This is a genomic window from Parasphingorhabdus sp. (genome assembly GCF_036963805.1).
Classification (GTDB): Bacteria; Pseudomonadota; Alphaproteobacteria; order Sphingomonadales; family Sphingomonadaceae; genus Parasphingorhabdus.
This window is the reverse complement of the sequence record NZ_JBALUN010000001.1, coordinates 800191-825588: the sequence shown is the minus strand read 5'-3', so window position 1 is coordinate 825588 and position 25398 is coordinate 800191. Positions and strand designations below refer to the sequence as shown.

The following is a 25398-nucleotide window of genomic DNA, read 5'->3' as shown; positions in this document are numbered from 1 at the left end:
TTTAAAGCGCGTGATACCGTCCCCAATTGCGGTGCGACATTTGTACAGTGAGCTTCACGTCACTATCTTCCTGTTCCGATTCCATAACACGACCATTTTCATGCAACCATGCGAGACGTTTTCCATCTGACAATGGTAATTTGATCGTTTCAGTATCATGGTTATGCGACAGATTTACGCTGACCATCTCCACCAACTCATCAATGCCCTGTCCTGTCGCGGCTGATATAAGGCAAACATTATCAGGAAGATGTTGCGGCAATCTAATTCCGTCTGGATCATCCAGATCGATCAAGTCAATCTTGTTCCAAGCTTCAATGATCGGGGTACCCTCCCCCTCTGCCATCTCAACGCCTAATTCCAACAGGATTTGCTCTACATCATGAGCCTGCGCGTCACTGGATGCATGAGAAACGTCTCTAACGTGGATAATCACATCGGCCGCCGTGACTTCTTCGAGTGTCGCACGGAACGCGGCAACCAACTGGGTAGGGAGATCGGACACAAAGCCAACTGTGTCAGAAATAATGGCCTTATCGTAACCCGGTAATGAGAACTGCCGCATCGTGGGGTCCAACGTCGCAAATAGCAGATCTTCTGCAAACACATCTGCGCCGGTTAAGCGATTGAAGAGGGTGGATTTTCCGGCATTGGTATAGCCGACCAGAGCAATCACCGGCCAAGGGGCTTTTTGACGGCGTGACCGATGAAGTGTACGAGTTTTGCGAAGGTGGGATAATTCCTTGCGCAATTTTGCCATACGGTCGCGGATCATCCGGCGATCAGATTCGATCTGGGTCTCACCCGGTCCGCCGAGGAAACCAAAACCGCCACGTTGCCGTTCCAAGTGGGTCCAACTACGTACCAGACGGCCCGCTTGATAATCAAGATGGGCCAGTTCCACCTGCAACCGGCCTTCGGCGGTCGCCGCTCGGGCACCAAAAATCTCCAGAATCAAACCGGTCCGATCAATGACCTTAACCTTAATATATTCCTCGAGATTACGCTGCTGAATCGCGGTTAATGTGCCATCAACAATCAAAATATTTGCGTCTTCTTGCGCTAATATTGTTTTGATCTGATCAACTTGGCCTGAACCAAATAGCGTCCCTGCCTTAGGAGCGCGAACCTTGAAATATCGAGCCGATGTCGTTTCGAGACCGATTGCCAGAGCAAGCCCGATCGCTTCCTCCAACCGATATTCCAAGGCATTTTGGCCCAGCAAACCCATGTCGGGATGAACAATGACGGCTTTGTCTTCGGTCCCGTCCAGTTCTTTTTTCTCAAATGGGATCAATGCTCGGCATCATCCGCATTATTATAATCGGCCAGATTTATGTTTCCACTTGGCTGGATCGTTGACGTCGCGTGTTTGTAAACTAACTGCGTCTGGCCTTCGCGTTCCAGCAATATGCAGAAAAGGTCATAAGCTACGATATCCCCCTGAAGCATCACGCCGTTTACCAGGAACATTGTCACCGGATCGCTGCTATCCCGCACAGCGGTCAAAAACACTTCCTGCAACACACCATTTTTGTTTTTGGCACGATCCATTAATTCATTAAAAGGTGCCATATCAAGGTTTTGCGACGGCATGACTGTAGAAATAGCATGCTTATAGACCAATTGAGACTGGCCATCGCGGCGCAACAGCACCGAGAAATTATCGAACCAAGTCACGATACCTTGTAATTTGACACCTTTGACCAGAAACATTGTGACAGGAATTTTAGATTTACGAAGAGAGTTTAAGAAGAGATCTTGCAAGTTATTTGATTTATCGGTCATATTTGACTTCCGGTTCTTGGCGGCACAACGGCCACAGACAGGGGTTTTTACTATCGGTACTATAATTTAGGGGAGACCGACACGTCGATATATATGAGCTTGAACGCCAAGCTACAACAGCAATCCTTCAGCACTTATTCTACGCCCTGCTTCTTCTTCGCCGCAAGTCCCAGAATTTTGAGCTTTCTGTGCAATGCCGACCGTTCCATTCCAATAAAATTAGCTGTTTTTGATATGTTACCGGAAAACCTCCGAATCTGGACCTTGAGATATTCCCGCTCAAAGCTTTCTCGTGCTTCGCGCAAGGGAGATCCCATAAGTGAGGCAACGCCCTGATCAAGATCATCATCATTGCCCAATATTTCAGGTGGCAACATCTCTATCTCTATTCTGTCAAATTTATCCTTTGGTGCCAATATGATTGTTCGTTCGATAACATTCCGCAGTTGCCGAACATTGCCTGGCCAATCGCAAGCCTGAAGCGCCGCCATAGCCTCGACTGAAATTTCCGGTGGGTTTAGACGCTGATCGGCAGAAAATCGGGCAGAATAATGTTCCACCAATGTAGGAATGTCTTCGCGTCGCTGGTTCAGCGGGGGAATTTCCACCGGCACAACATTTAAACGGTAGAATAAATCCTCCCGAAAACGCTTTTCCTGAATTTCTTCTTCGAGATTGCGCGACGTTGCGGATACCACCCGCACATCGACTTTGACACGCTGGCTGCCACCCAAACGTACGAAACTCTGCTCAGTTAAAACACGTAAAATTTTACCCTGCGTATCTAGCGGCATATCTGCCACTTCATCGATAAACAACGTTCCGCCATGAGCCTCTTCCATAAGGCCGATTTTTTCAACAACGCCGCTTTTTTCCGTTCCGAAAAGCTCTTCTTCGACGCTTTCCGGCGACAGGCGCGCGGCGCTAATCGTCACAAATGGCGCATTGGCTCGCTTGCTCCAATTATGCATGAGGCGGGCAGCGACCTCTTTACCGACGCCAGCAGGACCAGAAATAAGTAAACGGCTGCCCGTACCAGCAACGCGTTTCAGTGTAGCGCGGACCGCGTTTAAAGATGCGCTGTTGCCGGTAAGCTCGTCCGCGAATCCGACCCGCGCCTTTAATATTTCATTTTCTCGGCGTAAACTTTCCGTCTCTGTGGCCCGCGCAACGAGATGCATTAAATGTTCGGCTTCAAACGGCTTTTCGATAAAGTCTACCGCACCCTGACCGATAGCCGCGACCGCCGTATCAATATTGCCGTGACCGGAAATGACGATGACGGGCAGTCGAGGGTCTATTTTCTTGATCTCTGTCAGCAATTCCAAACCGTCCAGACGAGATCCTCTCAACCATACGTCTAGAAGAACCAAAGACGGCTTTCGTTCTTTTACCGCAGCCAATGCTGAATCGCTGTCTCCGGCCACTCTGGTTTCATAGCCATCATCTTCAAGCACGCCGGATATTAGCTCCCGAATATCCGGTTCGTCATCAACAATGAGAATATCTAACGCCATTTTTCGACCTCTAATTTGGGGGTAATTTTTCTGTTTGAGTGAAACGATCACCATTGGGCAATGACAATGTCATTGCCACTATTTTGCGGCTTGTCCGCATCCGCGCCTTGCAACAGGTAGCCCTCATCCAAACGCGCAAGTTTTACCGGATTTAGGCTTATCGTCACTCTCGTCCCGCCGCCCTGTTCCGCTAGGCAAGAATCGGTGAAATCAATATTACCGAAATGTTCCTCGATAATTTTCTTCACGATGGCCAGCCCTAGACCTGTCCCCTTTTCCCGGGTGGTCATATAGGGTTCGACAATTCTTTCCCGCTCTGCGGGTAGACCAATACCGTTATCATCCAATTGAATTTCGACGTTATCGGCACTGCGATGGACACGCATGCATATTTGCCCATCTTCTAAAGAGAAATCATCACCGGTTGCTGCCTTTTGTTCAATAGCTTCAACAGCATTTTTTACAATATTGGTGAGGGCCTGCCCCAACTGCCGACGATCACAAACCAACGAAAGTTCTGGACCTTCTGATTCAAACCGGAATTTTATTTTTGGCTGCGCCACCTCCTGAAGGAAAACTGCCTGCTTGACGATATCAATTAGGTTCTCGTTCCGAAAAACTGGTTTTGGCATGCGGGCAAAGGAAGAAAATTCATCGACAATATTGCGCAAATCACCCACTTGCCGGACAATAGTTTCGGTGAGTTGAGAGAAGATCGCGGCACCTTCGCCTATATTTTTACCAAAACGCCGCTGTAACCGCTCTGCCGCTAACTGAATGGGGGTCAACGGGTTCTTGATCTCATGTGCGATCCGGCGTGCGACGTCGGACCAGGCCGCGCGGCGCTGATCCAATAGGCGCTGGGTTATATCTTCGAAGGTTATGACATAGCCGGAAGACTCTCTGACGATTTTCACTTCCAACGTTCGAAGTTCGTTACCCGAAGAAAATTGGATGATCGTGTTTTCAACACCTTCGTTAAGCAACTCGGCAAATTCAGGAGCAATATCCGAAATCTGATTCCCGAGCAGATTATCGCTTTGTTTAGCAAGCAGCGCCTGTGCCCGGGAATTAATCAGGCGTACCAACCCGTCTTGGTCGAGGCTGATAATCCCTGCAGTTACCGATTCGAGAACCGTTTCTATAAAGGCCCGGCGGCTGCCCAATTGTTCGTTTGCGGTTATCAGAGCCATTGTCTGGGTCTCCAACCGTTCCGTCATGCGGTTAAATGCCCGCCCCAACGTGCCTATCTCGTCTTTTTCAATAGGCGACGGTACACGGGTTGCGAGATCTCCCTCCGTGATACGTTTGGCCGCCTGAACGAGTTCTCCCACAGGGCGCACCATCCGGTCGGCGACTGCTAGCGCAATCCATAGAGCTAGGCCAACAATGAACAGCGACACCACGAACAAGGCAATATTAAATTGCAACTGCAAGCTACGTGACCGGGTGAAGAGATTATCATAATCCTGAAGAACAGATTGCGCACGCTCCCATTGGCTAAGCGCCAACATGTCGGAATCACGGCCCGCATAGAGAAAGACCTGCGAGTCCAAGTCGAGCGCAGTTACCGCTTCAATCTTGTTCGCTTTGGCAGTCACAACGTAATTTTGGCCAGCCATAAGTTGCTTGATTATATCTTCGGTAATTTTGGGAGCTGGATCGCTATTGTCCGGATTAACAGCCGCAGCGGTACGCGCGACGCCATCTTCGCCGTATTGGATGATCGCTGATTCATTTAATTTGCGCGTCAGTACCTGAAAGGAATAATTTTCTGCAAATTCCGGGTGATCAATCCCCTTCTCTGTCAAGAAACTCCGTAAATCACTGGCCATAGTGATTGTTTCTTCGCCAACGTCTCTCCGATTTTGATCATAATATCCGCGTGCCAAGCTGTTCGCATTTTCTAGCATCCCGCGAGCCCGGTCGGAAAACCAGAATTCGACACCATATTGGAAAAGAAGCGACGCAAAAATTACAACCAACAACATCGGGATGCTGGCAACCAGGGAGAATAGTGCCACAAGCCGGACATGCAAACGGCCGCTGCTGCCGACTGCCGATTTGGCCGCCCGTCCTTTGGCCATACGGCGCCCCAGTAACACCAATAATATGATGGCCGGGATAAGATTAGCGACCAGCAATACGGCAGTTAAGGGCGGTGATATAAAATCGGTTTTTCCGGATTGAGAGTTTAATAAAATATAGGTGCCTATGCCCATCGCCAGAAAAAGGACTATAACGGCCCATTCGACCCGTTTCATCGCCCTGTCATTCTCGGCAAGCAGCGAAAGGCGGCGGAGCCATGCCGGTGACCGTTTTTCCAAAGAAGGCTGCGGTGCATTCATTGTGCTATTGATACAACAGTTTCGTTGTAAAAAAAGCACTAATGTCTCAAATATATCACGCTTTGGCGTATGAAATAATCAGTTTAACGTGACCGGATTGGATCAATCTCATATTCGGTCAGCTTTTTACGAAGGGTGTTCCGGTTGATTCCGAGGATTTGGGCAGCCTTTATCTGGTTCCCATTGGCTTTGCGCAATATTTCTTCCAGCATTGGTTTTTCAAATTTTTCCAATGCCCGGATGTAAAGAGAACTTCCATTCCCGTTATCCTGCATCAAGTCACCGACAATCGATTTTACGCGATCGGAAAAACCTGTCCCTGCTGCTTGATCTTGATCATCCCCCTGCTGCGAATGCAAAATTTGCCTTATCGCTGTTTCCGATAATTCTTCCTCGCGCGCGGTAACAACGAGGCGATAGATGACATTCTTGAGCTCCCGCACATTTCCGCGCCAACCGTGGCGGGACAGCAGTTCCACCCCCTCGTTCGTCAATAGCTTTTTGGGTAATCCTTCTAACGCCGCCAAATTTAGGAAATGGTTCGCTAATGCCGCAACATCACTCGCACGGTCCCGTAGGGGAGGAAGTTCGATCGGTACAACATTGATGCGATAATAGAGATCTTCCCGGAACTTACCCTCTTCGATCAGACGAACGAAATCCTGATTGGTCGCAGCGACAATGCGAACATCCAATTTAATCAGCCCCTTGCCGCCGACCCGGTTAATTTCACCTGATTGCAGCGCACGTAGTAGCCTCGTTTGGGCGTGCATCGGCATGTCACCAATTTCGTCGAGGAAGAGCGTTCCCCCTTGGGCCTGCTCAAACTTACCAGTTGCGCTGCTCACCGCACCGGTAAAGGCGCCTTTTTCATGGCCAAATAGTTCGGCCTCGATCAGGTCCGTGGGGATAGCAGCCATATTAACAGCTATAAACGGCCCTGCTTTACGATGGCCTAAATTATGGATTGCTTCGGCAACCAGTTCTTTACCCGTTCCGGATTCTCCCAATATCAAAACCGAAAGATCGTTCCGTAATAGCCGGGCGATCATGCGATAGACTTCTTGCATCGCCGGGCTTCTGCCGACCAATGGAAGATTATCTTCCTCCATATCTTCCGTAGAGAGCCCCTCGCTCCGTGGTTTCATAGCTTGTTGCACAACCTCGACAAGTTCGTCGAGATCAAAGGGCTTCGGGAAATATTCAAATGCTCCGGTTTCTGATGCACGCACTGCTGTATTCAAAGTATTTTGTGCCGAGATGACTATGATTGGTAAGTCGGGATCACGGGCCTTGACCGCGTCCAAAGTGGCAATGCCATCTTCTTCACCCAAGCCAACATCTGTGATCAACAAATCATATTTGCCGCTGGCCAAAAAAGCGTCTCGATCGGGCACGGTTTTACAGCTGTCCACCGCCATGCCTTCGGCCTTCAGAGCGGTCGAAATAATATGGCTGACAGATGGATCGTCTTCTACGAGTAATATGGTTTGCTTCGCCATAACCTATCCTTGTGCCGCTATCGGCAAAAACAGAATGAATTGAGTAAATAATGCATCGCTGGGCCGGACATATTTTACGCGCCCGTTCATATCGTTGATCAGCTTTCGGACCAATGCCAGACCCAACCCTTGACCTTCTCGTTTAGTCGAAACAAATGGTGAGAATATGTCATGTTCCAACTCCGTCGGTACGCCTGCCCCGTTATCCCTGACAATGATTTCGACCGGAAGGCGTAGCATGTGTTTAGGCCCATGGATGGAAAGAGCCGCACCGAAACTATAACGCGTTATCACCTGAATATCCGGCTTTTCGACATTTTTGGTCGCATCAACGGCATTGGATAACAAATTAGTCAAAATTTGCATCATCGCATCCGGATCTACCAGGACGTCCGGCAATGACGGGTCGAATTGATCCCGGATTTTTAGATCGCCATTGCAAGCTGTTTCAATCGATCTTCTGGCACGGTCAATCAGTGAATGAACATTAACCGCTTCCACCTTTGCTGGCTGTTTTGTTGAAAGGCTTTGCATCCGGTCAAGCAGATTTGCGATCCGCTCCACCTCCCCTTTAATCATATGTGTCAAAGATTTTTGTTCGTCGTTTAAAGATCGATCCAGCAATTGCGCCGCACCTTTTATTGCAGCCAACGGATTTTTAATTTCATGCCCCAATATATCCGGTGCACGGATGGAAAATTGGTCCTGCTCCCCTTGCACTTGATCAAGGGCAGGCCCGTTTGCAGGCAACGGCGCAATAGAAACGATTCTCCATCGCTGGTCTGCCGGCAAGCTATGAATATCGAAATTCACTAAACCTGCCTCCCTTCCCTTTAGGGAAATTAAGACCCACCGAGCGGCGACATTTGCTGCGATGTCTGTCAAAGCGCTCACCAACCGCTCATCATGAAAATGAATCTGACTGGAGATATGTTCGCCGATCAAATGTTTTGCGCTTTGCCCCAGAAAACTTTCGGCGACGGGATTCACTTTCACGATTTTATGATTATCGTCGATGATCAACAATGCATCAGGCAAGCCGGCAAATATCTGTTCCGCCGACGGTAAATCAGCCATCAGGCGGCCGCTTTATCGAGCCAAGGCGCGTAAAAATCCTGCAACATGCTGAGAACTTTTGATGCATCCATCTCTTTATTGGCTTGATTACGAAAATCCGCTGATCCCGGCAATCCCTTGGTATACCAGCCAATATGTTTGCGGGCGACCTTTACGCCAATATCTTCTCCGTAAAGATCGAGCATGGCACGATAATGTTCTTCCAGAACCGCAAATTGAGTCTGGATATCCGGGTCAGCCAATGTGGTGCCGTGTTCAAACCAGTGCATGACCTGCCCTAGTAGCCAAGGCTTTCCATAAGCGCCGCGCCCGATCATCAGGCCATCAGCGCCGCTTTCTGTCAAAGCCCGTTCGCAATCATCAAGGGTACAGATATCGCCATTGACGATGACGGGGACGGAAACCGCATCTTTCACTTGTTTCACAAAGGTCCAGTCGGCGCTGCCCTTGTACATCTGGCAACGCGTTCTTCCATGAACCGTGATCATCTTGGCACCCAAGTCTTCCGCGATATGAGCCAATTCCGGTGCGTTTAGGCTGCTATGGTCCCAGCCCATACGCATTTTTACGGTCACTGGCACGTTAACAGCAGCGACTGTCGCCTTGATAAGTGCGGCTGCAAGCGGCAAATCCCGCATCAAAGCGGAACCTGCATCACCATTGACGACCTTTTTTACCGGACAGCCCATATTTATATCGATAATCTGGGCACCGCGGTCTTCGTTAAGCTTGGCTGCTTCAGCCATCGCTTCTGGCGAACAACCGGCTAACTGCATAGAGACCGGTTCTTCCGTTGGGTCCCACGCGCATTTCTGCAAAGATTGGCGCGTCTCACGAATCATCGCCTGACTCGCGATCATTTCGGTCACGTTCAAACCTGAACCGAAGCGCCGCACCAATTTGCGGAACGGCAAATCAGTAACGCCGGTCATCGGCGCCAGCAATACCGGGCTGTTTATCGTGATTTTATCAATCGAGATGGGTTTCAATATCATGTCATATGCCTAAAATTTAAGCAGCCTTTATCGTCAAAGCGGCTGGCAGGCAAGAAGGGACTGGGCTAGATCAGTTCCGATGAGTGATTCTACCGCCCCTGCCCAACAAAATCATGCCCTGATTGTCGCCGCTGGCCAAGGTGAACGGTCCGGATTGGGGCGGCCAAAGCAATTTGCACCGGTGGACGGCCAACCAATGGTCCGGCGATGCGCCACATGCTTTTTGGACCATAAGGATATTGACAGGCTCTGGATCGTTATCGGTTCCGGTCAGGAAGCGGAATTAATTAAGGCTCTGGATGGCTTGTCCAACTATGAAATAGTCATCGGTGGAGCGACAAGGCAAGATAGTGTCCGTAATGGGTTGATGGCCATTGCTGCCGCTGGGGGCGGAAAGAATGTCCTGATCCATGATGCTGCGCGGCCATATTTATCGCATGTAGTGATCGACAGGCTTGTCGCATCGATTGCCCGCGAATCAGCAGCAATTCCCGTACTGCCCACTATCGATACGGCGATAAAAATTGCGGAAGGATATGCACGGGAAACGCTGGACCGGAGTAAAATTTGGCGCGTACAAACACCTCAAGCCTTTGATTTCGAAAAACTGATTGAAGCCCATGAGCGTTGGCCTGCTGACAAAGATGCTACCGACGACGCACAAATATTCAAAGCGGCCGGGTATGAGATTGCGATTGTCGAAGGCGATGAAGCCTTAAAAAAGTATACTACAGCAGATGACTTTGCCGAGTTATCGGAACAGAAAATTATGCAGATACGCACTGGAATGGGCTTTGATGTCCATCAACTGGCCGTTGGCGAGGAACTTTGGCTGGGCGGGTTGAAAATAGAGCATGACAAGGGACTTGCCGGACACAGCGATGCTGATGTGCTGCTCCATGCCTTGACCGATGCGCTATTAGGCGCGGCTGGAGCGGGGGACATTGGCGACCATTTCCCACCCTCTGATCCCAAATGGCGCGGCGCATCGTCGGATAAATTTGTCGCATTTGCTGCATCGGTCATCAAAGAGAAAGGTGGCCGCATTAACAATGTCGATATGACAGTGATCTGCGAGGCTCCGAGAATCAAACCGCATCGGGAAGCGATGCGACAAAATATAGCTGATATTCTTGATATTTCGGTCAGTCAGGTCAGCGTCAAAGCGACAACCACTGAAAGCCTGGGCTTTACCGGACGCGGAGAAGGTATCGCAGCGCAGGCAATCGCAACAATTACGATGGAGCAAGAATAATGTTGAGAAAAATATCAGCCGCCACGGCCTTGATGGCCCTAGTTAGCGCCACGTCACTACAGGCTGCCGAAGCCAAACAATGTATTTCGTCTGAAACAGCAGAATCGCTGATAACCTATATTTTGCCCGCTGCTTTAGGTGCGGTGAGAAATAAATGTTCTGCCAGCCTGCCCTCTGGCTCGCTTTTACTGAAAAGTGACTCGGTTCAGATGGAACGATATAAAGCGGATTCCCAACAAGCATGGCCAAAAGCAAGCACGGCAATCCGCCTATTAGTTGGACAGGATTTGCCGGAAAATATGGATATAAATGCTTTGCGTCCTTTTGTTGATGCCATGATTCCTACGATGCTTGCACAAGAAATAAAGTCAAAGGATTGCCCGACAATTGATAAAGTTTACGGATTACTGGCACCTTTGCCGACAGCAAATCTTGCTGGCCTCACCGTTATGTTAGCGCAATTGGGCAGTAATAAAGATAGCGAAGGCAAGAAAGACCCTTTCAACATTTGCAAAGCACCTATCGGATAGGCTAGCGGGGCCCCATGCAAAATCTATTGCCCAAAAAGCTCGTCAATTTGGCTGAGAAAGTTATCGATGCCAATCGCAAAGCAGGACGCCGCATCGCTGTGGCAGAAAGCTGCACAGGCGGACTCGTTGCCGCAGCTCTAACCGAAATTGCTGGCAGCAGCGATGTTTTCGATTGCGGGTTCAACACCTATTCGAACGAATCCAAGCATCAACTGCTCGGTGTCAGCCATGATATGCTCGACACTTTTGGAGCCGTATCTATTGCGGTGGCCTGGGGCATGGCGCAAGGTGCATTGGAAAGATCAGGTTGTGATGTGGCTGTGGCGATTACCGGAGTGGCTGGCCCCGATGGTGGAACCGAGAAGAAGCCTATAGGAACAGTGGTTTTCGCCAAAGCAGAAAAAAACAAGGACATCGATGATGTCGTGGCCGATCGTCATGATTTCGGTACCGACAAAAGCCGGGCCGATATCCGGCTTCAGGCGGCGTTGGTTGCGCTGGAACTATTACTACCCGATAATTCCGAATAATTATTGCCATAAATTTCCCCGGCACGCTCAACAAAAGCGCTGGTCATTTTATGTAAGGCTTTGGCAAATACCTGCCCGGCCAGTTTTTCGAAGACGCGGTTCTTGAAGGCAAATTCCACATAGAAATCGACATAGCTTCCGCCCCCACCCCGTTCGCGAAACATCCATTCATTATGCAATAGCTTCAACGGTCCGTCGAGATAATCCACCTCGATTGATCGGCCGTCGACATCTTTCAGAACGCGCGACGCAAATTGTTCACGCAAGCCTTTAAAGCCGACGATTACATCGGCAATCATTTCGGTTTCACTGTCGGAGCGAATACGCGTGCCCACAACCCAAGGCAGAAATTCTTCGTAACGCCCGACATCTGCAACCAGCTCAAACATCTGCGTTGCGCTGTAAGGAAGCTCACGCGTTTCCCTATGCGCCGGCACGGGCCAGTTTTTCCTCACGCGCCTGACGCATTTTCGCAAAATCATCGCCGGCATGATAACTCGACCGTGTCAGCGGGCTTGAAGCGACCAACAAGAACCCTTTGGCCCGTGCGATGGATGCATAAGCATCAAAAGCCTGCGGCTTGATAAATTCATCAACCTTCACATGCTTGGGCGTGGGTTGCAGATATTGACCCATGGTCAAAAAATCGATGTCGGCTGATCGCATGTCATCCATCACCTGATGCACTTCCAACCGCTGCTCGCTCAAGCCGAGCATGATGCCGGATTTGGTGAAGATCGACGGATCGAGCCGTTTAACCTGTTCCAAAAGACGCAACGAAGCATAATAGCGCGCACCGGGGCGGATATTAGGATAAAGCCGCGGAACAGTCTCCAGATTGTGGTTATACACATCGGGTCGTGCCGCAACGATGGCCTCTACTGCTGCTTCCGATTTGTTCCGGAAATCCGGCGTCAAAATTTCTATAGTTGTTTTGGGAGTTGTCCGGCGCAGCGCCTCAATAACTTTTACAAATTGGCTTGCGCCGCCATCAGGTAAATCGTCACGATCCACGGACGTGATAACAATATGCTCCAGCCCCAATTTAGCGGCCGCGTCCGCGGTATGCTGGGGTTCCAACACATCCACCGGCATGGGCATGCCTGTCTTTACATTGCAAAAAGCACACGCCCGCGTGCAGACATCACCCAAGATCATAACCGTCGCATGTTTCTTGGTCCAGCATTCACCGATATTCGGGCATGCTGCCTCTTCACAAACCGTGTTGAGTTTATGTTCCCGCATCAACTTGCGGGTCTCTTCAAAAGCTTTGCCCATCGGCGCTTTTACGCGAATCCAGTCTGGCTTGCGTTGACGAACAGGTTGCCCTGAAAGCGGTGGTATTTTTGTGATTTCATTCATTTCTATCGAATAGGACAAGAAAACCTGTCTTGCCACCCCTTTAGTCGGTGTTATGGAGCAAATATGACAAATTTTACTGACTTGCTCGACGGCTATCGCCGCTTTCGTTCCAAACATTGGAAAATGCAGCGGGAACGCTGGGATCAATTAAAAGAAGGCCAAAGCCCCAAGGTGATGATTATCGCGTGTAGCGATAGCCGCGTTGATCCCACCCAGATTTTTGACACTAATCCGGGTGAAACATTCGTCGTTCGGAACGTGGCGGCCTTGGTGCCACCCTTTGAAACAACTCCCGGTCAGCATGGTGTTTCTGCAGCCTTGGAATTTGCTGTCCAGTTTCTGAAAGTGGAGGAAGTGGTTGTCATGGGGCATGGCAGCTGTGGCGGTTGTGCTGCCGCCCTTTCCGAACAGATGAAGGACATGCCTCCCGGTAAAGGCGGATTCATCGCCGACTGGATCACCTTACTAGATGATGCGCGAGAAAAAGTTGTCCATGATCATGGAGATTTGAGTAGTGATGCCGCGCAACTAGCTATGGAACATGAAGGCATTAAGACCAGTCTTGCCAATTTACGTACTTTCCCGTGCATACAGGAAAAAGAAGCCGACGGATCGATAAAGCTCATCGGCGCATGGTTCGCAATTTCCGGCGGCAAGCTGCATGTTCTGGATGAACAGAATGATACGTTCTCGGTCGTAGAATAGGGCTCGTCAGAAGGAAAATCCGTTTTTCTCCTTGAAGCCACGCTATGCCAAGTTCATCAAGGGGACCATGACAAAATCACACAATGACAATATTGCCCTGTTAATTGATGCAGATAATGCCAGCCATGCCGGAATAGATCCGGTTTTAACTGCCCTTGCAGAACTAGGCACCGTGAATATCCGTCGTGCCTATGGTAATTGGAACAAGCCTTCGTTGAAAGGTTGGGCGAACATTTTGCATAAATATGGCATCGAACCCCAACAGCAATTTGACATTACCAAAGGCAAAAATGCCACTGATATGAAGATGACCATCGATGCGATGGACCTATTGTTTCGCGGCAATGTCACCGGATTCGGGATCATGAGCAGCGACAGCGATTTCATGCCGCTGGCCATGCGTATTCGCCAAGATGGCATTCCGGTTTACGGATTCGGCAGCACCAAGACACCCGAAGGATTCCGGCAAGCATGTAGCCGGTTTATTGATGTTGATGTGCTGATTAAAACGGAAGTGACCGACGTTGGCGGCAAGGTTGATGACGAGCTTCTGAAGCTTCTGATCGATGCCTATATGGCCAGCAACCGAGATGAAAAAGGCTTCGCAAGCCTTAGTGAAGTCGGGAAAATTGCGGGCAACCGTTCCAGCTTCGATGTCCGCAACTATGGTTTTACCAAATTGGTTGATATGTTTGACACCGTTTCCATTTTCGACGTCCAGCGCCGCGAAGGTGGTGGTGTTTGGGTGAAAAGGTTGCGATAGAGTCTGTTATGCAAACCGGAGCCTTAATTTCACTCGCCCTATATTTCATTCTAATGTTGGCCATTGGCTTTTACGCTTGGAGTAAATCCACTGATAGTAGCGAAGGCTATTTACTGGGAGGCCGCAATCTTCATCCTGCGGTGGCGGCACTCTCCGCGGGTGCTTCCGATATGTCGGGCTGGCTATTGCTCGGCCTTCCTGGTGCGCTTTATGCAGCTGGTCTGGTCGAAGTGTGGATCGGTATCGGGCTATTCGTTGGTGCTTTGGTCAACTGGATCGTCGTAGCGCCGCGCCTGCGCGAACAGACGGAAAAAATGGGCAACGCCCTCACCATCCCTGAATTTTTGGCCAATCGCTTTCCCGACAAGGCACTAGCCCTGCGGGTGACCTCGGCGGTCATCATCGTCCTGTTCTTCGCCGTCTATACCGCAGCCGGCCTTGTCGGAGGCGGCAAATTGTTTGAGACCAGCTTCGCCGGCATGTTCGGCCAGACCGGCATGAGCGACTATATGCTCGGCATATGGATGACTGCGGGCGTCGTGCTTGCTTATACGATGGTTGGGGGCTTTCTCGCGGTTAGCCTGACCGATTTTGTTCAGGGCTGCATCATGGTGGTCGCTTTGGTGCTGATGCCAATCGTCGTATCGACCGACAATGGCGGAATTAGCGCTGTCACCAGCCAACTTAACACCATCGACCCAAATTTCCTCAGCCTAACCGCTGGACTATCCTTAATCGGCTTTCTCTCGGCGATAACTTGGGGCCTGGGCTATTTTGGTCAGCCACATATCATCGTGCGGTTTATGGCGATCCGCTCGATCCCCGACGTCGCAAAAGCGCGGACCATCGGCATGAGCTGGATGGGCGTGGCATTGCTCGGCGCGATCGGCGTCGGCGTCACGGGGCGCGCCTATGTCGAGATGAACGGGCTGGTGCTCGAGGATCCCGAAACCATCTTCATTCTGCTCGCTAACACATTGTTTCATCCACTGATTACCGGCTTCCTTTTAGCCGCGTTGCTCGCGGCGATCATGAGCACGATCAGCTCGCAATTGCTCGTCTCTTCCAGCTCATTGACCGAGGATTTCTACCGCCTGTTCCTGCGCAAAAATGCCAGCGAACGGGAAACTGTCAATGTCGGGCGGCTTGCTGTCGCCTTGGTGGCGCTGGTCGCGATTTTCATCGCGCGCGATCCGGATAGCAAGGTTCTGGGCCTCGTTTCCAACGCATGGGCCGGATTTGGCGCAGCGTTCGGACCGCTGATTTTGCTGTCACTGACATGGAAGCGGATGACTGGCGCTGGCGCGGTGTCCGGACTTGTCACCGGCGCGCTGGTGGTGATTGTGTGGATCGCGATAGGCTGGAATAAGGAATTTATGGACGGACCGGGAGTTTACGAGATTATTCCGGGTTTTGTTGCTGCGTTGTTAGCAATTATTGCGGTTAGCCTATTAGGTGACAAGCACTATCTAAGCGCTAATGAATAATCGCTGCTTCTAATATTTTCGTCATACCGGACTTGATCCGGTATCCAGTGTCACCCAAGCACAGCCAGCGCCGACATGGATGCTGAACCAAGTTCAGCATGACGATATTAATAACGGTCTATCTATATACCTCAATAGCTTCAGATTTTGAAAATCACCTAGTCAATTTCTTATAAGCCACCCGTGTAGGCCGATCAGCCGCATCGCCCAGTCTCCGACGCTTGTCTTCTTCATAGCTCTCGAAGTTTCCTTCAAACCATTCTACATGGCTATCGCCTTCAAACGCCAGAATATGGGTCGCAAGCCGATCAAGGAAAAAACGGTCATGCGAGATGACCACGGCGCAGCCGGCGAAGCTTTCCAGCGCGTCTTCGAGTGCGCGCAGGGTTTCGACGTCGAGATCGTTGGTGGGCTCATCGAGCAGCAACACGTTGCCGCCTTCTTTCAGCATTTTGGCAAGATGGACGCGATTGCGTTCACCGCCGGATAGCTGGCCCACTTTCTTCTGCTGGTCAGTGCCCTTGAAGTTAAACGCGCCGACATAAGCACGGGTCTGGACTTCATTCTTACCGAAGGTAAAAAAATCATGGCCGCCGGAAATTTCTTCCCAGATGTTTTTTGACGCATCCAGCGTATCGCGGCTTTGATCGACATAGCCAAGCTTCACCGTTTCGCCGAGTTCGAGCGTGCCGCTATCCGGTGTATCCTGTCCCGTGATGATCCGGAACAAAGTGGTTTTACCGGCACCGTTGGGGCCGATAATGCCAACTATACCACCCGGTGGCAGCGAAAATTCGAGATTTTCAAACAGCAATTTGTCACCATAAGCCTTGGTCAGCCCCTTGGCCTCGATCACCTTGGAGCCAAGGCGTTCCGGTGTCTGGATCAAAATCTGCGCCTTGCCGATCACGCGGTTTTCCTGCGAAGCAACCAGATCGTCAAAGGATTTGATACGCGCCTTGGACTTGGTTTGTCGCGCCTTGGGGCTTTGCCGCATCCATTGCAGCTCGTTATCAATCGCTTTCTGACGGCTTTTATCTTCACGCTCTTCTTGCGCCATCCGTTTAGATTTGTTCTCCAGCCAGCTGGAATAATTGCCTTCAAACGGCAAGCCTTTACCACGGTCGATTTCGAGCACCCAGTTGACGACATTGTCGAGGAAATAGCGGTCATGGGTTACGAGAATAACGTTGCCAGCATAGTCGATGAGATGTTTCTCCAGCCACGCGACGCTTTCGGCATCGAGGTGGTTGGTAGGCTCATCAAGCATCAGGATTTCCGGCTTGTCGAGAAGCAGGCGGCAGAGCGCCACACGGCGTTTCTCACCACCGGATAGGTCAGTCACCGCACTGTCACCCGGAGGGCAACGTAGCGCTTCCATTGCGATTTCGAGCTGATTGTCGAGGGTCCAGCCGTCGACTGCGTCGATTTTCTCCTGCAGTTCGCCCATTTCTTCCATCAGCGCGTCAAAATCCGCATCTTCCGGCGGGTCGCCCATGATGTTGGAAATTTCATTAAAGCGTCCGACAAGATCCGCGACTTCGCGAACGCCGTCCATAACGTTTTCTTTGACCGTCTTGCTTTCGTCAAGCTGCGGTTCCTGAGCCAGATAGCCAACGCGAATATTCTCGCCTGCCCATGCCTCGCCCTGAAACTCGTCATCCTGACCGGCCATGATTTTCATCAGAGTCGATTTACCCGCACCATTTTTACCAATGATGGCGATTTTTGTGCCGGGCAGAAATTGCAGGTGAATATTATCAAGTACTGGCTTTGCAGCACCGGGGAAGGTCTTTGTCAGACCCTTCATGACATAGCTATATTGGACGGCCATCTGGCGGTATCCTTTGACTTCAATGTGGTTAGATTTTCGCACCGCCTAGCGAAATCAACGGCAACTCGCAAGAGAGCATTGGCAAATGACAAAAGGCGAGTTAGGCAGTTACCATGTTAAAACCTTCCATCCTGCTCACCCCCGTCGCAATTGCAGCAGCGGCAATGCTTTTTTCCAAAGCAGCTTTTGCAGTTTCGCATGACCCGGAATCCATTCAAAACAAGGCTTTGAAGGACGTAGTGGCCTTTGAGATTACCGAAGGCCTGACCACAGAAGTCGGGCAGCGGCAGGCAGGAACCGAGGCAGAGGCCCGCGCCCGTGACTGGTCGGTAAAGAAACTGAAAGCGCTTGGTTTTCAGAATGTCCGTAACGAGCCTTTCATGATGCCGACATGGGTCCGCGGCGCGGAAACAGCGGAAGTAACAGTCCCTTACCCTCAGAAATTTCATGTGACCGCGCTGGGCAATAGCGCCAGCACCGGCGACGCCGGGATAGAAGCGGAGGTGGTTTATTTTGATTCTCTGGCCGCCATGCAGGCAGCACCAGATGGTAGCCTGAAGGGCAAGATAGCTTTTGTTACGCATAATATGCATCGCGCGCAGGATGGCTCTGGCTATGGAGCCTTTGGCCCCGTGCGCTGGAATGGCCCTGGTATCGCTTCGGAAAAAGGCGCTGCGGCCTATGTAATAAAGTCCATCGGTACCGATAGTCATCGCAATCCGCATACCGGAAATATGAATTTCCCTGAAGGTGTAAAGCCGATACCGGCGGGCGCGCTCTCGCTTCCCGATGCGGATAATCTTGAGCGGATAATGAAACTCGCTGAAAAATCCAAAATGCCAGTAGCGATGAAGCTGGTGCTGACCCCTCAAAATATTGGAGAGCAGGAGTCAGGCAATATCATTGCGGAAGTCACTGGCCGCGATCCGTCCAAGGGAATGATCCTCATCGCTTGTCACCTTGATAGCTGGGATCTGGCGACGGGTGCGTTCGATGATGCAGCTGGGTGCGGCATTGTTACCGCTGCGGCCAAACAAATCATGGATCATGGCAAACCGCTGCGCACAATCCGTATATTATGGGCCGGTGCCGAAGAAGTCGGCCTTTGGGGCGGCAAGGCCTATGCAAAGGCTCATACAGGCAGCAAGCACGTCATCGCGATGGAGTCTGATTTTGGCGCCGACAATATCTGGCGTGTCGAGTTTAATTTGCCAGATGGAGCCGAAACTGTGCAAAAACAAATCGCTCAGGCCCTTTTGCCCTTGGGCATTGGTTCGTCCGGTCCTCCAGCGACTGGCGGGGCCGATGTGAGCAATATTATCGCTAGCAATAATCTGGCAGTGATTGACCTTCAGCAGGATGGCACGCGCTATTTTGATCTGCACCACACTCCGGACGATACTTTGGACAAAATTGATCCCAAACAAATGCGCCAAAATGTTGCGGCTTGGACCACGGTGCTCTCCGTCATTGCCAATAGCGATATCGATTTCACCATGCCGAGCAGGAAATAGCCCGTGCGCAAATTCACGCCCTTTGCATGTCTCGCGATGCTTGCGGCTTGTTCCGACGTTCCTATGGAGGAACAGAACGAGGGCGCAACAATCGCGGTCGAGCAACAGATTGAAGGCGATGCGAAATCATTGGAGGCAGCCGCCGATGAAGCGGTTAAAGTCCTAAAATCTGAAATGAAAGATAACTTGGAATCCGATTGATTTATTGCGCCCACACAATCGAATCCTGCCGTTGCAGGAACTCCGGAATAGAAACTCTCTTTCAAAAAACCCTATTTTTCGTTTTTTCATAGTTAATATTCAATGGACTTGATTAACTGTTTTCCGATATCTCACTTTAGGCGGCATTCTACTATCTTGGCATAATCGGTCCAGACACCGATAACCGTTGCGGGCTTTTCACGGCCTGCAGTGATTGGAGAACGAGATATGATTTACGGCGATTCATTACATATTGATGCACAGGTAAAACAGAGCAATTCAGAAAATGTTCCATGTGTGGTGACAACCATTTCTGATACAATCATCAAGATTGAGTGCGCTGCACGGCTCAATCCCGACATTGGCTTAACGCTCAAAATACCCAGTATGAACATCCTGACCGCCAATCTGCTATGGAAAAAAAATGACGAATATGGTTGTCAGATCGATTACACGTTCCATCCCGCCGTTATCAGAAGCATGATGGAACGTCTGGACCGCAAACGCACCGTAGTCATGGCATAAGTTTATAAGTGACCAGCAACTAGCCGCCTTTATTTTACGAACAGAAATGCTGATATTCGCTTTATGGCGGATCGATTTCGCTGGTTTTCCAGAATGTCGTTACCGGCTTCGTTGCCACAGCAGAAGATAAGCCTTCATTACCACTTGGCCACCGCCATCTAGGATTTTTCGGTCGCCATCTTCTCGAATTTATTTCAATCCGAAAAATGGTCGGGGAGACAGGATTCGAACCTGCGACCCCCTGGTCCCAAACCAGGTGCGCTACCAGCCTGCGCCACTCCCCGACGCGCGCTTCCCCTAAGCTGTGAGTTAGGGAAAAGCAAAGGGTTTTTACTTCTTTTTCAACCTAATTGAAAAAGGACGACTTATCGCCCTGATTCAGAAGAGGTTGGTGGGCCCGGAGGGATTCGAACCCCCGACCTAGCCGTTATGAGCGGCCAGCTCTAACCAACTGAGCTACAGGCCCCCGAATACCCGCATTTCGATGAAATACCGATCCTCAAGGTCCGCTCCGATAGCGGATAGGCAGTTGATTTGGCAAGCGGTGAAACGAAATAAATTGTTAAAATGGAACGACCTGTAAAACACGGGGCAATTATTTGTTACCCAACCCCGCGGCGACGATCAGTTCTTCAACGCTAACGGGCGATACTCCGCGCTCCAGCAAATGCTCGATCACTTCGCGCCACCAATCGTAAAACAGGTCTAGATCCTCATCGGTCTGAACATAAGGCGTGTGCCCTGCGGATAGAGATGGGGAGTGAAACGAGAATATCAGCAGCTGGAGCTTGTCGTCCAAGGCTATATCTATCGCTTCTTTAGCTTCCCGCGCTGATACGCCCTCTGGCGTCAAAGGAATACGTTGCAGCATTTTGGTTTTTGATAGAATGGCCTCAGCGGTTGATGAACGGTTGAACAGCGATGATAAAATATCACCTTGCTTTCGCAACAATCCCGAAAAAACACTAGTCAACGGTAACTCAAGCAGGTTCTTTTCCCGGTTAAGCCAAAATGGTTCCGGACCTATATGAGAGAAATTGGGCCCCTCTTGATTCGAATAGTCAAAGCGGGATCGCACGCTACTATCGATCAGGAAACCCTGATTCTCCAAAACCTCGATACTATGAGCTCCGACACCATAGCGGCCCGCGCGATATATAATCGGCAAGGTTCCGGTCTTTTCCGCAATCGCAGTCCGCAACGCGACAATTTTTGCTTCTTCGAGTTCTTTTGGAAGATTCCCGGCATAGCTATTAAAATTACTTGTTTTTTCGTCAAATGGCGGGTTGATCCAAGGATGCAGGTGAACTCCGATCGTAGCGCTACCCGCACGACCGACATTTTTCAAAAATGCGGTTGCTTCGTCGCTTTCAATGATGGAATAATCGATAAAATATACCGGCTTAATCGCGTATTTTTCAACAAATTCCTGAAAACGCTCCAGCTTACCTACAGAAACATTTGTATGCCCGCTCCGCTTGAAAGGGCCGTCCCAGTCAAATTCCTCTTCGGTATCAATACTAATTAAAAAGCGGCAACCAAAATCATCCGGCAGTTTCGCTCGGCTGTTTTTGTTAAAACTGCCAGCGGCTTGTCCTGCCTTTAAAAACATTGCGGCCCCACTTGTTCAATCAAACCTATCCGGTTCAATTACTCGATCTCGGTTTCCCTTATACTTATTTCGCTAGTCGCCGCTGCTGGTAGGGTCAACCCTATCCTCTCTTCTGAAATTGTCAGGGCTCCATTGGCCGATTTTGCTAAATTGCGCACCAACCGAAGTGAGAAACCAAGACCAAGAAGCGGTGCATCGCTCACATCACCGTCAATGCCCTGCGACGGATCAAGCAACTGTTCTTCCGAAATACCTTTGATTCGTGACGGGCGTGACAGGCTGAAATGGTTGACCGGCTGTGACCCGATACGGGTCCGTAAATCAGCCCGCAATTCTTCTCCATTATCGCAAGCGATAATCGCCGCAGACAATAATCGGGCAAAAATACGCTCAACGGATTCGCTATCCAGAGCAAAAGGCCGCACGGGCTCTGCCTTGGTGATGTGCAAATCTACTAACTTGCTTTCCGTCAGGCTTTGGAGCCGCTGAGACAGGCGTTCTAACAACCATTCGGGCTCGGTCAGCCCCGACACGCATTCCATCTGACCCGCATCGATTTTCGACGCAATATCTAGATCTTCGAAACCGGCCAGCAAACGCTGTGCTTCGTCCATTATACTTCGCGATAAGGTGCGATATTCATAGGATGCCGGACCAAAAAGCTGTTGTTCGATAATCTCGCTAAAACCAATAATGGCATTCAGCGGCGTACGCAGTTCATGAATAAGTTGCTGCAATTGCTCTCGCCGCTCGACATCCCGGCTATTATGTCCAGCATCTTCAGCGGCATTGGGTCGCCGCACGACGCCGCGATAACCTTTGAACCGACCCGTCTCCTCGCCAAAATAAGGAATGGCCGACATCCGCCAGTCACCTGCCACTATCGGCGCACCACATAAGCGCATACGGGCATTTTCTAACGGCATTCTCTGTCGAAACGCAGCAGCTCCATAAGCATCCGGACCGGGTCCGTCATCAAATGTGGGTTCCGCTATGGTGACACCCACAATCGCCCCTTTGGGCGGACCTTCTGCCCAGATGATGGTGCCACTATCATCTGTCTCAAAGTTGATCGCATCAATCGCTTCGACGAAATAGCTGCGATGCTCCAGATCATTGGCTGGTGGCAACGGCGTTTCCGTCGCGCGGATACGTTGATAATCAGCTATTTTGGCGACCAAATTGCTGATCTGGGATTCCTCAACCGTCTCTTCTTCAGGAAGAATATTTAATGCATTACCAAGGTGTTCAGTGGGTACATCTTGGACTATTGTCAGCTTTTCAGGCGATCCCGATCCCGCCGACGGCGCCAGATTTAACAAATCGCGTGCCATTGGCCCCAGATCGGCCCTTGTCTTTAAGATACTCCGCCCTTGCGTAGATAATTGCGGAATGACGTCTGCCCAGTGCTCGTCCGAAAGATCAGCCGCTGCAATAGCGGCATCACAAACGGAATCGTCATCCGCACAAAGGTAAACAAGCAATGGAGATGACCTTAAACGCCCATTCAGCGCCTTTACCGCTGCGGTCCGATCCGCTTCATTCACGCGGTCATGTAAATCGCGCAGCCGGGTAAGACCTGACTGGACAACTGCATTAACCAGAAGGTCCGGCTTTTGTGCCATAAGGTCAGCGACTTGGCGCCATTGTACAGCCGCGGCTTTTCCGTCTGGGAAAGGTCCTTTTAGCACTGTTTTCAGGCGATCATCGTAGCGCAAATATTGTTCCGGTATAGCAAGGTTTAATAAAAGTGTTAACGAGGTGATAACGGCAATTTTCAATTATCGTAAGTCCAGATTATGCTACGTCACAATGTGGGACAAGTGAGCAACCATTGCTTGGTGCACTAATATTATTATAAGAAGATATCGATTCGCGAACGGAAATTGCAAACATATGGCTGACAATAATTTGGATGAAATTGACTTACAGATTCTGGAACGGTTGCAGAATCAGGGGCGGATCACGAACGTGGAACTAGCCAATAGTGTAGGGCTAACGGCTCCGCCCTGCCTTCGGCGGATGCGAGCGTTGGAAGATAGCGGAATCATCACTGCCTATCATGCAGCGATCGATCCGGCAAAAATGGGATTTACCATTACCGTTTTTGCAATGGTGAGTCTGAAAAGCCAGGCAGAATCAGACTTGCAAGCCTTTGAAGAGCATGTCGATCAGCTTCCGGAAGTGCGCGAATGTTATATGCTCAATGGTGAGATTGATTTCATGCTAAAGGTCGTAGCAAGAGATTTACAGGAATTCCAAAGCTTTTTGACAAGCAAATTAACAGCAGCCCCTAATGTCGCCAGTGTCAAAACTTCATTGACGATAAGATCGGCCAAAAATCTGCCGGGCGTACCGATCAGAAAATAGCTGTTGAAATAGGACAAAAAAAAGGGCGCCAGCAGCACCCTTTTTCACATATAAGAAGCCTTTAAGAAGCCCTTTTAGTTCGCGGTTGGCGCCGGTGTCGGGGCGGCTACTGGAGTAGTTTGCTGATCAATCCACAAAGTCCAGAAATTCGCGATAGGCTTGCGAGTGCCAGTCACGCTAGAAAAAGCCTGCTTCGCTTCGCTCCAGTTACTCTCTCCGGCCTTAGCAATGCCCAGACCCATTTGTGCCCGCGCCACGTCAATGCCACCTTTGGAAATAGCCGCCTGATATAAAGCAGCCGCTTTTGCAAAATCGGAATATCCCAAGATTGCGTCCGCTGTTGCCAGTGCGATCTTACCATTAGCAGACTTATTAGCATCCCGTTCAGAAGCAGCTAAACTCGCTTTATCGGCCGCAACCGAGCTGCGGGCGGCAGCCAATGTTTCTTTCACATAGCTGCTGGATGAAGGAACTTTGCCGGTTGCTAGCGCTTCTTCCAACAATGAAACCACTTCGCCCGGCAATCTGCGCGGATCGGCGGCATCGGCATATTCAAAATAGTCGCGTTCGCCTTCCATCGCTTTCGCTTTCCGCATCAAACGCATCAGTTCAAGATTTTCCTGATTTGACAACTTCGGGATAGCTGAATCGCGATAAACCGACAAAGCAGCCCTCCAGTTCTCACCGGTTGGATAGGCTTCAACCAATTTATAGGTCCAGGTTCCGGATGCTCCGTTTACGTTATTTTGCATCGCGATGCCCGCACCTCGGCGATACCAGTTTTCTGATGGCTTGACGCCTTTGGCTTTTTGAATTTCGATCGCGCTGTTCAGCGCAGCCAAGCCTTCTTGGAATTTATTTTGCTTGAAATAGGCTTCGGCGATTAATGCGCCAATATCATTCTCGGCATAACCGGCGGCGGAGGCCTGCTGTAGCTTTTGCACAGCCTCTGGATAACGTCCCGCAGCATAAGCAAAATTACCGGAATAAAATAAGAAGGCTGGCATTTGCTCAGCAGATGTCTGGCCACTTGCAAGGGAGGCATTGATCCCTTTTTCCTGAAGGTCAGTGTCTTTTAAACTAGAACCCAGTTGGATAGCCAATTGTCCGGCAACATATTGGTCACCACCAGTCAGAGGCTGTGCCAAAAGCGCTTCCACAAGCGGCTTTGCCGATGCGGGCGTATCACTGCCCATTGCTTTTTGAATTTCGGCTACTTGTGGTCTGATTTCTTTGCTGATTTCAATTTTGGGGCCCTTGTCCTTCTTCTTGGCCGCTTGCGCCTCCTGCGGCATAGCGGAAACCGCTAATGTTCCGGCAGCGGCAAGCACGACAGCCAAAGAAAGATGAGATAGAAAACGCATAAAATTCCTCCGAATAAAAACTTTAATGTTAGAGAACCGAATATCGGTCCCCCGAATATGGTTGCACCATAATCTGTCTTGGCTTTATTACCAAGGTTCACACACATTTATAGGGTGAA

At 50.2% G+C, this 25398-nt stretch carries 23 protein-coding genes and 2 tRNA genes; 10 read left to right on the top strand and 15 right to left on the bottom strand.

Translation table 11 applies throughout. The features are described 5' to 3' along the window. Position 1: 1 nt before the first annotated feature. The 7 genes from hflX to dusB form a co-directional block, all read right to left on the bottom strand. Entirely contained in the window at positions 2-1297 is a 1296-nt protein-coding gene (gene hflX, locus V7676_RS03920) for a GTPase HflX (RefSeq protein ID WP_335658339.1), read from the bottom strand. Next, positions 1294-1842 (bottom strand): RNA chaperone Hfq, encoded by a 549-nt coding sequence (gene hfq / locus V7676_RS03915; protein ID WP_335658903.1) that lies wholly within the window; start codon positions 1840-1842, stop codon positions 1294-1296. Before hfq ends, hflX begins: the two co-directional genes overlap by 4 nt. 80 nt (positions 1843-1922) lie before the next feature. Further along, positions 1923-3305, bottom strand: coding sequence for a nitrogen assimilation response regulator NtrX (gene ntrX / locus V7676_RS03910; RefSeq protein ID WP_335658338.1), 1383 nt, complete (start codon positions 3303-3305; stop codon positions 1923-1925). Positions 3306-3352: 47 nt separating this feature from the next. Then, positions 3353-5653: a sensor histidine kinase gene (locus V7676_RS03905; RefSeq protein WP_335658337.1), complete on the bottom strand. Its 2301-nt coding sequence runs from the start codon at positions 5651-5653 to the stop codon at positions 3353-3355. Between the two features lie 83 nt (positions 5654-5736). After that, positions 5737-7155 carry a nitrogen regulation protein NR(I) gene (ntrC, locus tag V7676_RS03900; protein WP_335658336.1) on the bottom strand — a complete coding sequence of 473 codons (1419 nt, stop codon included), beginning with the start codon at positions 7153-7155 and terminating at the stop codon, positions 5737-5739. 3 nt (positions 7156-7158) lie between these two features. Next, the gene (locus V7676_RS03895; RefSeq protein WP_335658335.1) at positions 7159-8232 is read right to left on the bottom strand and encodes a two-component system sensor histidine kinase NtrB; all 1074 of its coding nucleotides are present in this window, start codon (positions 8230-8232) and stop codon (positions 7159-7161) included. Then, positions 8232-9227: a tRNA dihydrouridine synthase DusB gene (dusB, locus tag V7676_RS03890; protein ID WP_335658334.1), complete on the bottom strand. Its 996-nt coding sequence runs from the start codon at positions 9225-9227 to the stop codon at positions 8232-8234. Before dusB ends, V7676_RS03895 begins: the two co-directional genes overlap by 1 nt. Positions 9228-9306: 79 nt before the next feature. Between dusB and V7676_RS03885 the strand changes: the two genes are divergently transcribed. From V7676_RS03885 to V7676_RS03875, 3 genes are read left to right on the top strand one after another with little or no spacing between them, the layout of a single operon-like run. After that, a complete protein-coding gene (locus V7676_RS03885; RefSeq protein WP_335658333.1) occupies positions 9307-10482 on the top strand; it encodes a bifunctional 2-C-methyl-D-erythritol 4-phosphate cytidylyltransferase/2-C-methyl-D-erythritol 2,4-cyclodiphosphate synthase in 1176 nt (391 codons plus the stop codon). Next, positions 10482-11012 (top strand): hypothetical protein, encoded by a 531-nt coding sequence (locus tag V7676_RS03880; RefSeq protein WP_335658331.1) that lies wholly within the window; start codon positions 10482-10484, stop codon positions 11010-11012. The genes V7676_RS03885 and V7676_RS03880 overlap by 1 nt, the downstream gene beginning before the upstream one ends. Positions 11013-11026: 14 nt before the next feature. Beyond that, the gene (locus V7676_RS03875) at positions 11027-11542 is read left to right on the top strand and encodes a CinA family protein (protein ID WP_335658330.1); all 516 of its coding nucleotides are present in this window, start codon (positions 11027-11029) and stop codon (positions 11540-11542) included. Here the strand turns inward: V7676_RS03875 and V7676_RS03870 are convergent. Beyond that, on the bottom strand, positions 11491-11979 hold the full coding sequence (locus V7676_RS03870) for a type II toxin-antitoxin system RatA family toxin (RefSeq protein WP_335658329.1): 489 nt from the start codon (positions 11977-11979) through the stop codon (positions 11491-11493). The two genes, V7676_RS03875 and V7676_RS03870, sit on opposite strands and share 52 nt — an antisense overlap. Next, complete coding sequence (gene lipA, locus V7676_RS03865) at positions 11966-12904, bottom strand: lipoyl synthase (RefSeq protein WP_335658328.1); 939 nt, start codon at positions 12902-12904, stop codon at positions 11966-11968. The genes V7676_RS03870 and lipA overlap by 14 nt, the downstream gene beginning before the upstream one ends. 63 nt (positions 12905-12967) lie before the next feature. Between lipA and V7676_RS03860 the strand changes: the two genes are divergently transcribed. From V7676_RS03860 to putP, 3 genes are all read left to right on the top strand, one after another. Continuing rightward, entirely contained in the window at positions 12968-13609 is a 642-nt protein-coding gene (locus tag V7676_RS03860; RefSeq protein ID WP_335658327.1) for a carbonic anhydrase, read from the top strand. 67 nt (positions 13610-13676) lie between these two features. Further along, complete coding sequence (locus tag V7676_RS03855) at positions 13677-14372, top strand: NYN domain-containing protein (protein ID WP_335658326.1); 696 nt, start codon at positions 13677-13679, stop codon at positions 14370-14372. A gap of 8 nt (positions 14373-14380) precedes the next feature. Beyond that, positions 14381-15859, top strand: a complete 1479-nt coding sequence (gene putP, locus V7676_RS03850) for a sodium/proline symporter PutP (protein WP_335658902.1) — start codon at positions 14381-14383, stop codon at positions 15857-15859. Positions 15860-16013: 154 nt separating this feature from the next. On the opposite strand, the gene ettA is transcribed toward putP, so the two are convergent. Next, positions 16014-17693 (bottom strand): energy-dependent translational throttle protein EttA, encoded by a 1680-nt coding sequence (gene ettA, locus V7676_RS03845; protein ID WP_335658325.1) that lies wholly within the window; start codon positions 17691-17693, stop codon positions 16014-16016. Between the two features lie 113 nt (positions 17694-17806). Between ettA and V7676_RS03840 the strand changes: the two genes are divergently transcribed. From V7676_RS03840 to V7676_RS03830, 3 genes are all read left to right on the top strand, one after another. Continuing rightward, the gene (locus V7676_RS03840; RefSeq protein WP_335658324.1) at positions 17807-19207 is read left to right on the top strand and encodes a M28 family peptidase; all 1401 of its coding nucleotides are present in this window, start codon (positions 17807-17809) and stop codon (positions 19205-19207) included. A 3-nt stretch (positions 19208-19210) separates the two neighbouring features. Beyond that, positions 19211-19408: a hypothetical protein gene (locus tag V7676_RS03835; RefSeq protein WP_335658323.1), complete on the top strand. Its 198-nt coding sequence runs from the start codon at positions 19211-19213 to the stop codon at positions 19406-19408. Positions 19409-19636: 228 nt separating this feature from the next. Continuing rightward, positions 19637-19933 (top strand): hypothetical protein, encoded by a 297-nt coding sequence (locus V7676_RS03830; protein ID WP_335658322.1) that lies wholly within the window; start codon positions 19637-19639, stop codon positions 19931-19933. Between the two features lie 207 nt (positions 19934-20140). On the opposite strand, the gene V7676_RS03825 is transcribed toward V7676_RS03830, so the two are convergent. From V7676_RS03825 to V7676_RS03810, 4 genes are all read right to left on the bottom strand, one after another. Then, a tRNA-Pro gene (locus V7676_RS03825) sits at positions 20141-20217 on the bottom strand. Between the two features lie 105 nt (positions 20218-20322). Beyond that, a tRNA-Ile gene (locus tag V7676_RS03820) sits at positions 20323-20399 on the bottom strand. 129 nt (positions 20400-20528) lie between these two features. Then, entirely contained in the window at positions 20529-21545 is a 1017-nt protein-coding gene (locus V7676_RS03815) for a polysaccharide deacetylase family protein (RefSeq protein WP_335658321.1), read from the bottom strand. Positions 21546-21583: 38 nt separating this feature from the next. Further along, complete coding sequence (locus V7676_RS03810) at positions 21584-23263, bottom strand: sensor histidine kinase (RefSeq protein ID WP_335658320.1); 1680 nt, start codon at positions 23261-23263, stop codon at positions 21584-21586. Positions 23264-23441: 178 nt separating this feature from the next. Here V7676_RS03810 and V7676_RS03805 point away from each other — a divergent pair, with 178 nt between their 5' ends. Beyond that, entirely contained in the window at positions 23442-23915 is a 474-nt protein-coding gene (locus tag V7676_RS03805; protein ID WP_335658319.1) for an Lrp/AsnC family transcriptional regulator, read from the top strand. Positions 23916-23989: 74 nt separating this feature from the next. On the opposite strand, the gene V7676_RS03800 is transcribed toward V7676_RS03805, so the two are convergent. After that, entirely contained in the window at positions 23990-25279 is a 1290-nt protein-coding gene (locus V7676_RS03800) for a hypothetical protein (protein WP_335658318.1), read from the bottom strand. Between the last annotated feature and the right edge of the window lie 119 nt (positions 25280-25398).

Excerpts from the sequence above, each read along its gene's own strand:
- ntrC (WP_335658336.1), bottom strand. The coding sequence starts at position 7,155 with ATGGCGAAGCAAACCATATTACTCGTAGAAGACGATCCATCTGTCAGC.
- V7676_RS03855 (WP_335658326.1), top strand. The coding sequence starts at position 13,677 with ATGACAAAATCACACAATGACAATATTGCCCTGTTAATTGATGCAGAT.
- dusB (WP_335658334.1), bottom strand. The coding sequence starts at position 9,227 with ATGATATTGAAACCCATCTCGATTGATAAAATCACGATAAACAGCCCG.
- V7676_RS03885 (WP_335658333.1), top strand. The coding sequence starts at position 9,307 with ATGAGTGATTCTACCGCCCCTGCCCAACAAAATCATGCCCTGATTGTC.
- V7676_RS03800 (WP_335658318.1), bottom strand. The coding sequence starts at position 25,279 with ATGCGTTTTCTATCTCATCTTTCTTTGGCTGTCGTGCTTGCCGCTGCC.
- ntrX (WP_335658338.1), bottom strand. The coding sequence starts at position 3,305 with ATGGCGTTAGATATTCTCATTGTTGATGACGAACCGGATATTCGGGAG.
- V7676_RS03880 (WP_335658331.1), top strand. The coding sequence starts at position 10,482 with ATGTTGAGAAAAATATCAGCCGCCACGGCCTTGATGGCCCTAGTTAGC.
- V7676_RS03830 (WP_335658322.1), top strand. The coding sequence starts at position 19,637 with ATGATTTACGGCGATTCATTACATATTGATGCACAGGTAAAACAGAGC.
- V7676_RS03905 (WP_335658337.1), bottom strand. The coding sequence starts at position 5,653 with ATGAATGCACCGCAGCCTTCTTTGGAAAAACGGTCACCGGCATGGCTC.
- V7676_RS03815 (WP_335658321.1), bottom strand. The coding sequence starts at position 21,545 with ATGTTTTTAAAGGCAGGACAAGCCGCTGGCAGTTTTAACAAAAACAGC.
- V7676_RS03805 (WP_335658319.1), top strand. The coding sequence starts at position 23,442 with ATGGCTGACAATAATTTGGATGAAATTGACTTACAGATTCTGGAACGG.
- ettA (WP_335658325.1), bottom strand. The coding sequence starts at position 17,693 with ATGGCCGTCCAATATAGCTATGTCATGAAGGGTCTGACAAAGACCTTC.
- V7676_RS03860 (WP_335658327.1), top strand. The coding sequence starts at position 12,968 with ATGACAAATTTTACTGACTTGCTCGACGGCTATCGCCGCTTTCGTTCC.
- lipA (WP_335658328.1), bottom strand. The coding sequence starts at position 12,904 with ATGAATGAAATCACAAAAATACCACCGCTTTCAGGGCAACCTGTTCGT.
- V7676_RS03840 (WP_335658324.1), top strand. The coding sequence starts at position 17,807 with ATGTTAAAACCTTCCATCCTGCTCACCCCCGTCGCAATTGCAGCAGCG.
- putP (WP_335658902.1), top strand. The coding sequence starts at position 14,381 with ATGCAAACCGGAGCCTTAATTTCACTCGCCCTATATTTCATTCTAATG.
- V7676_RS03895 (WP_335658335.1), bottom strand. The coding sequence starts at position 8,232 with ATGGCTGATTTACCGTCGGCGGAACAGATATTTGCCGGCTTGCCTGAT.
- V7676_RS03875 (WP_335658330.1), top strand. The coding sequence starts at position 11,027 with ATGCAAAATCTATTGCCCAAAAAGCTCGTCAATTTGGCTGAGAAAGTT.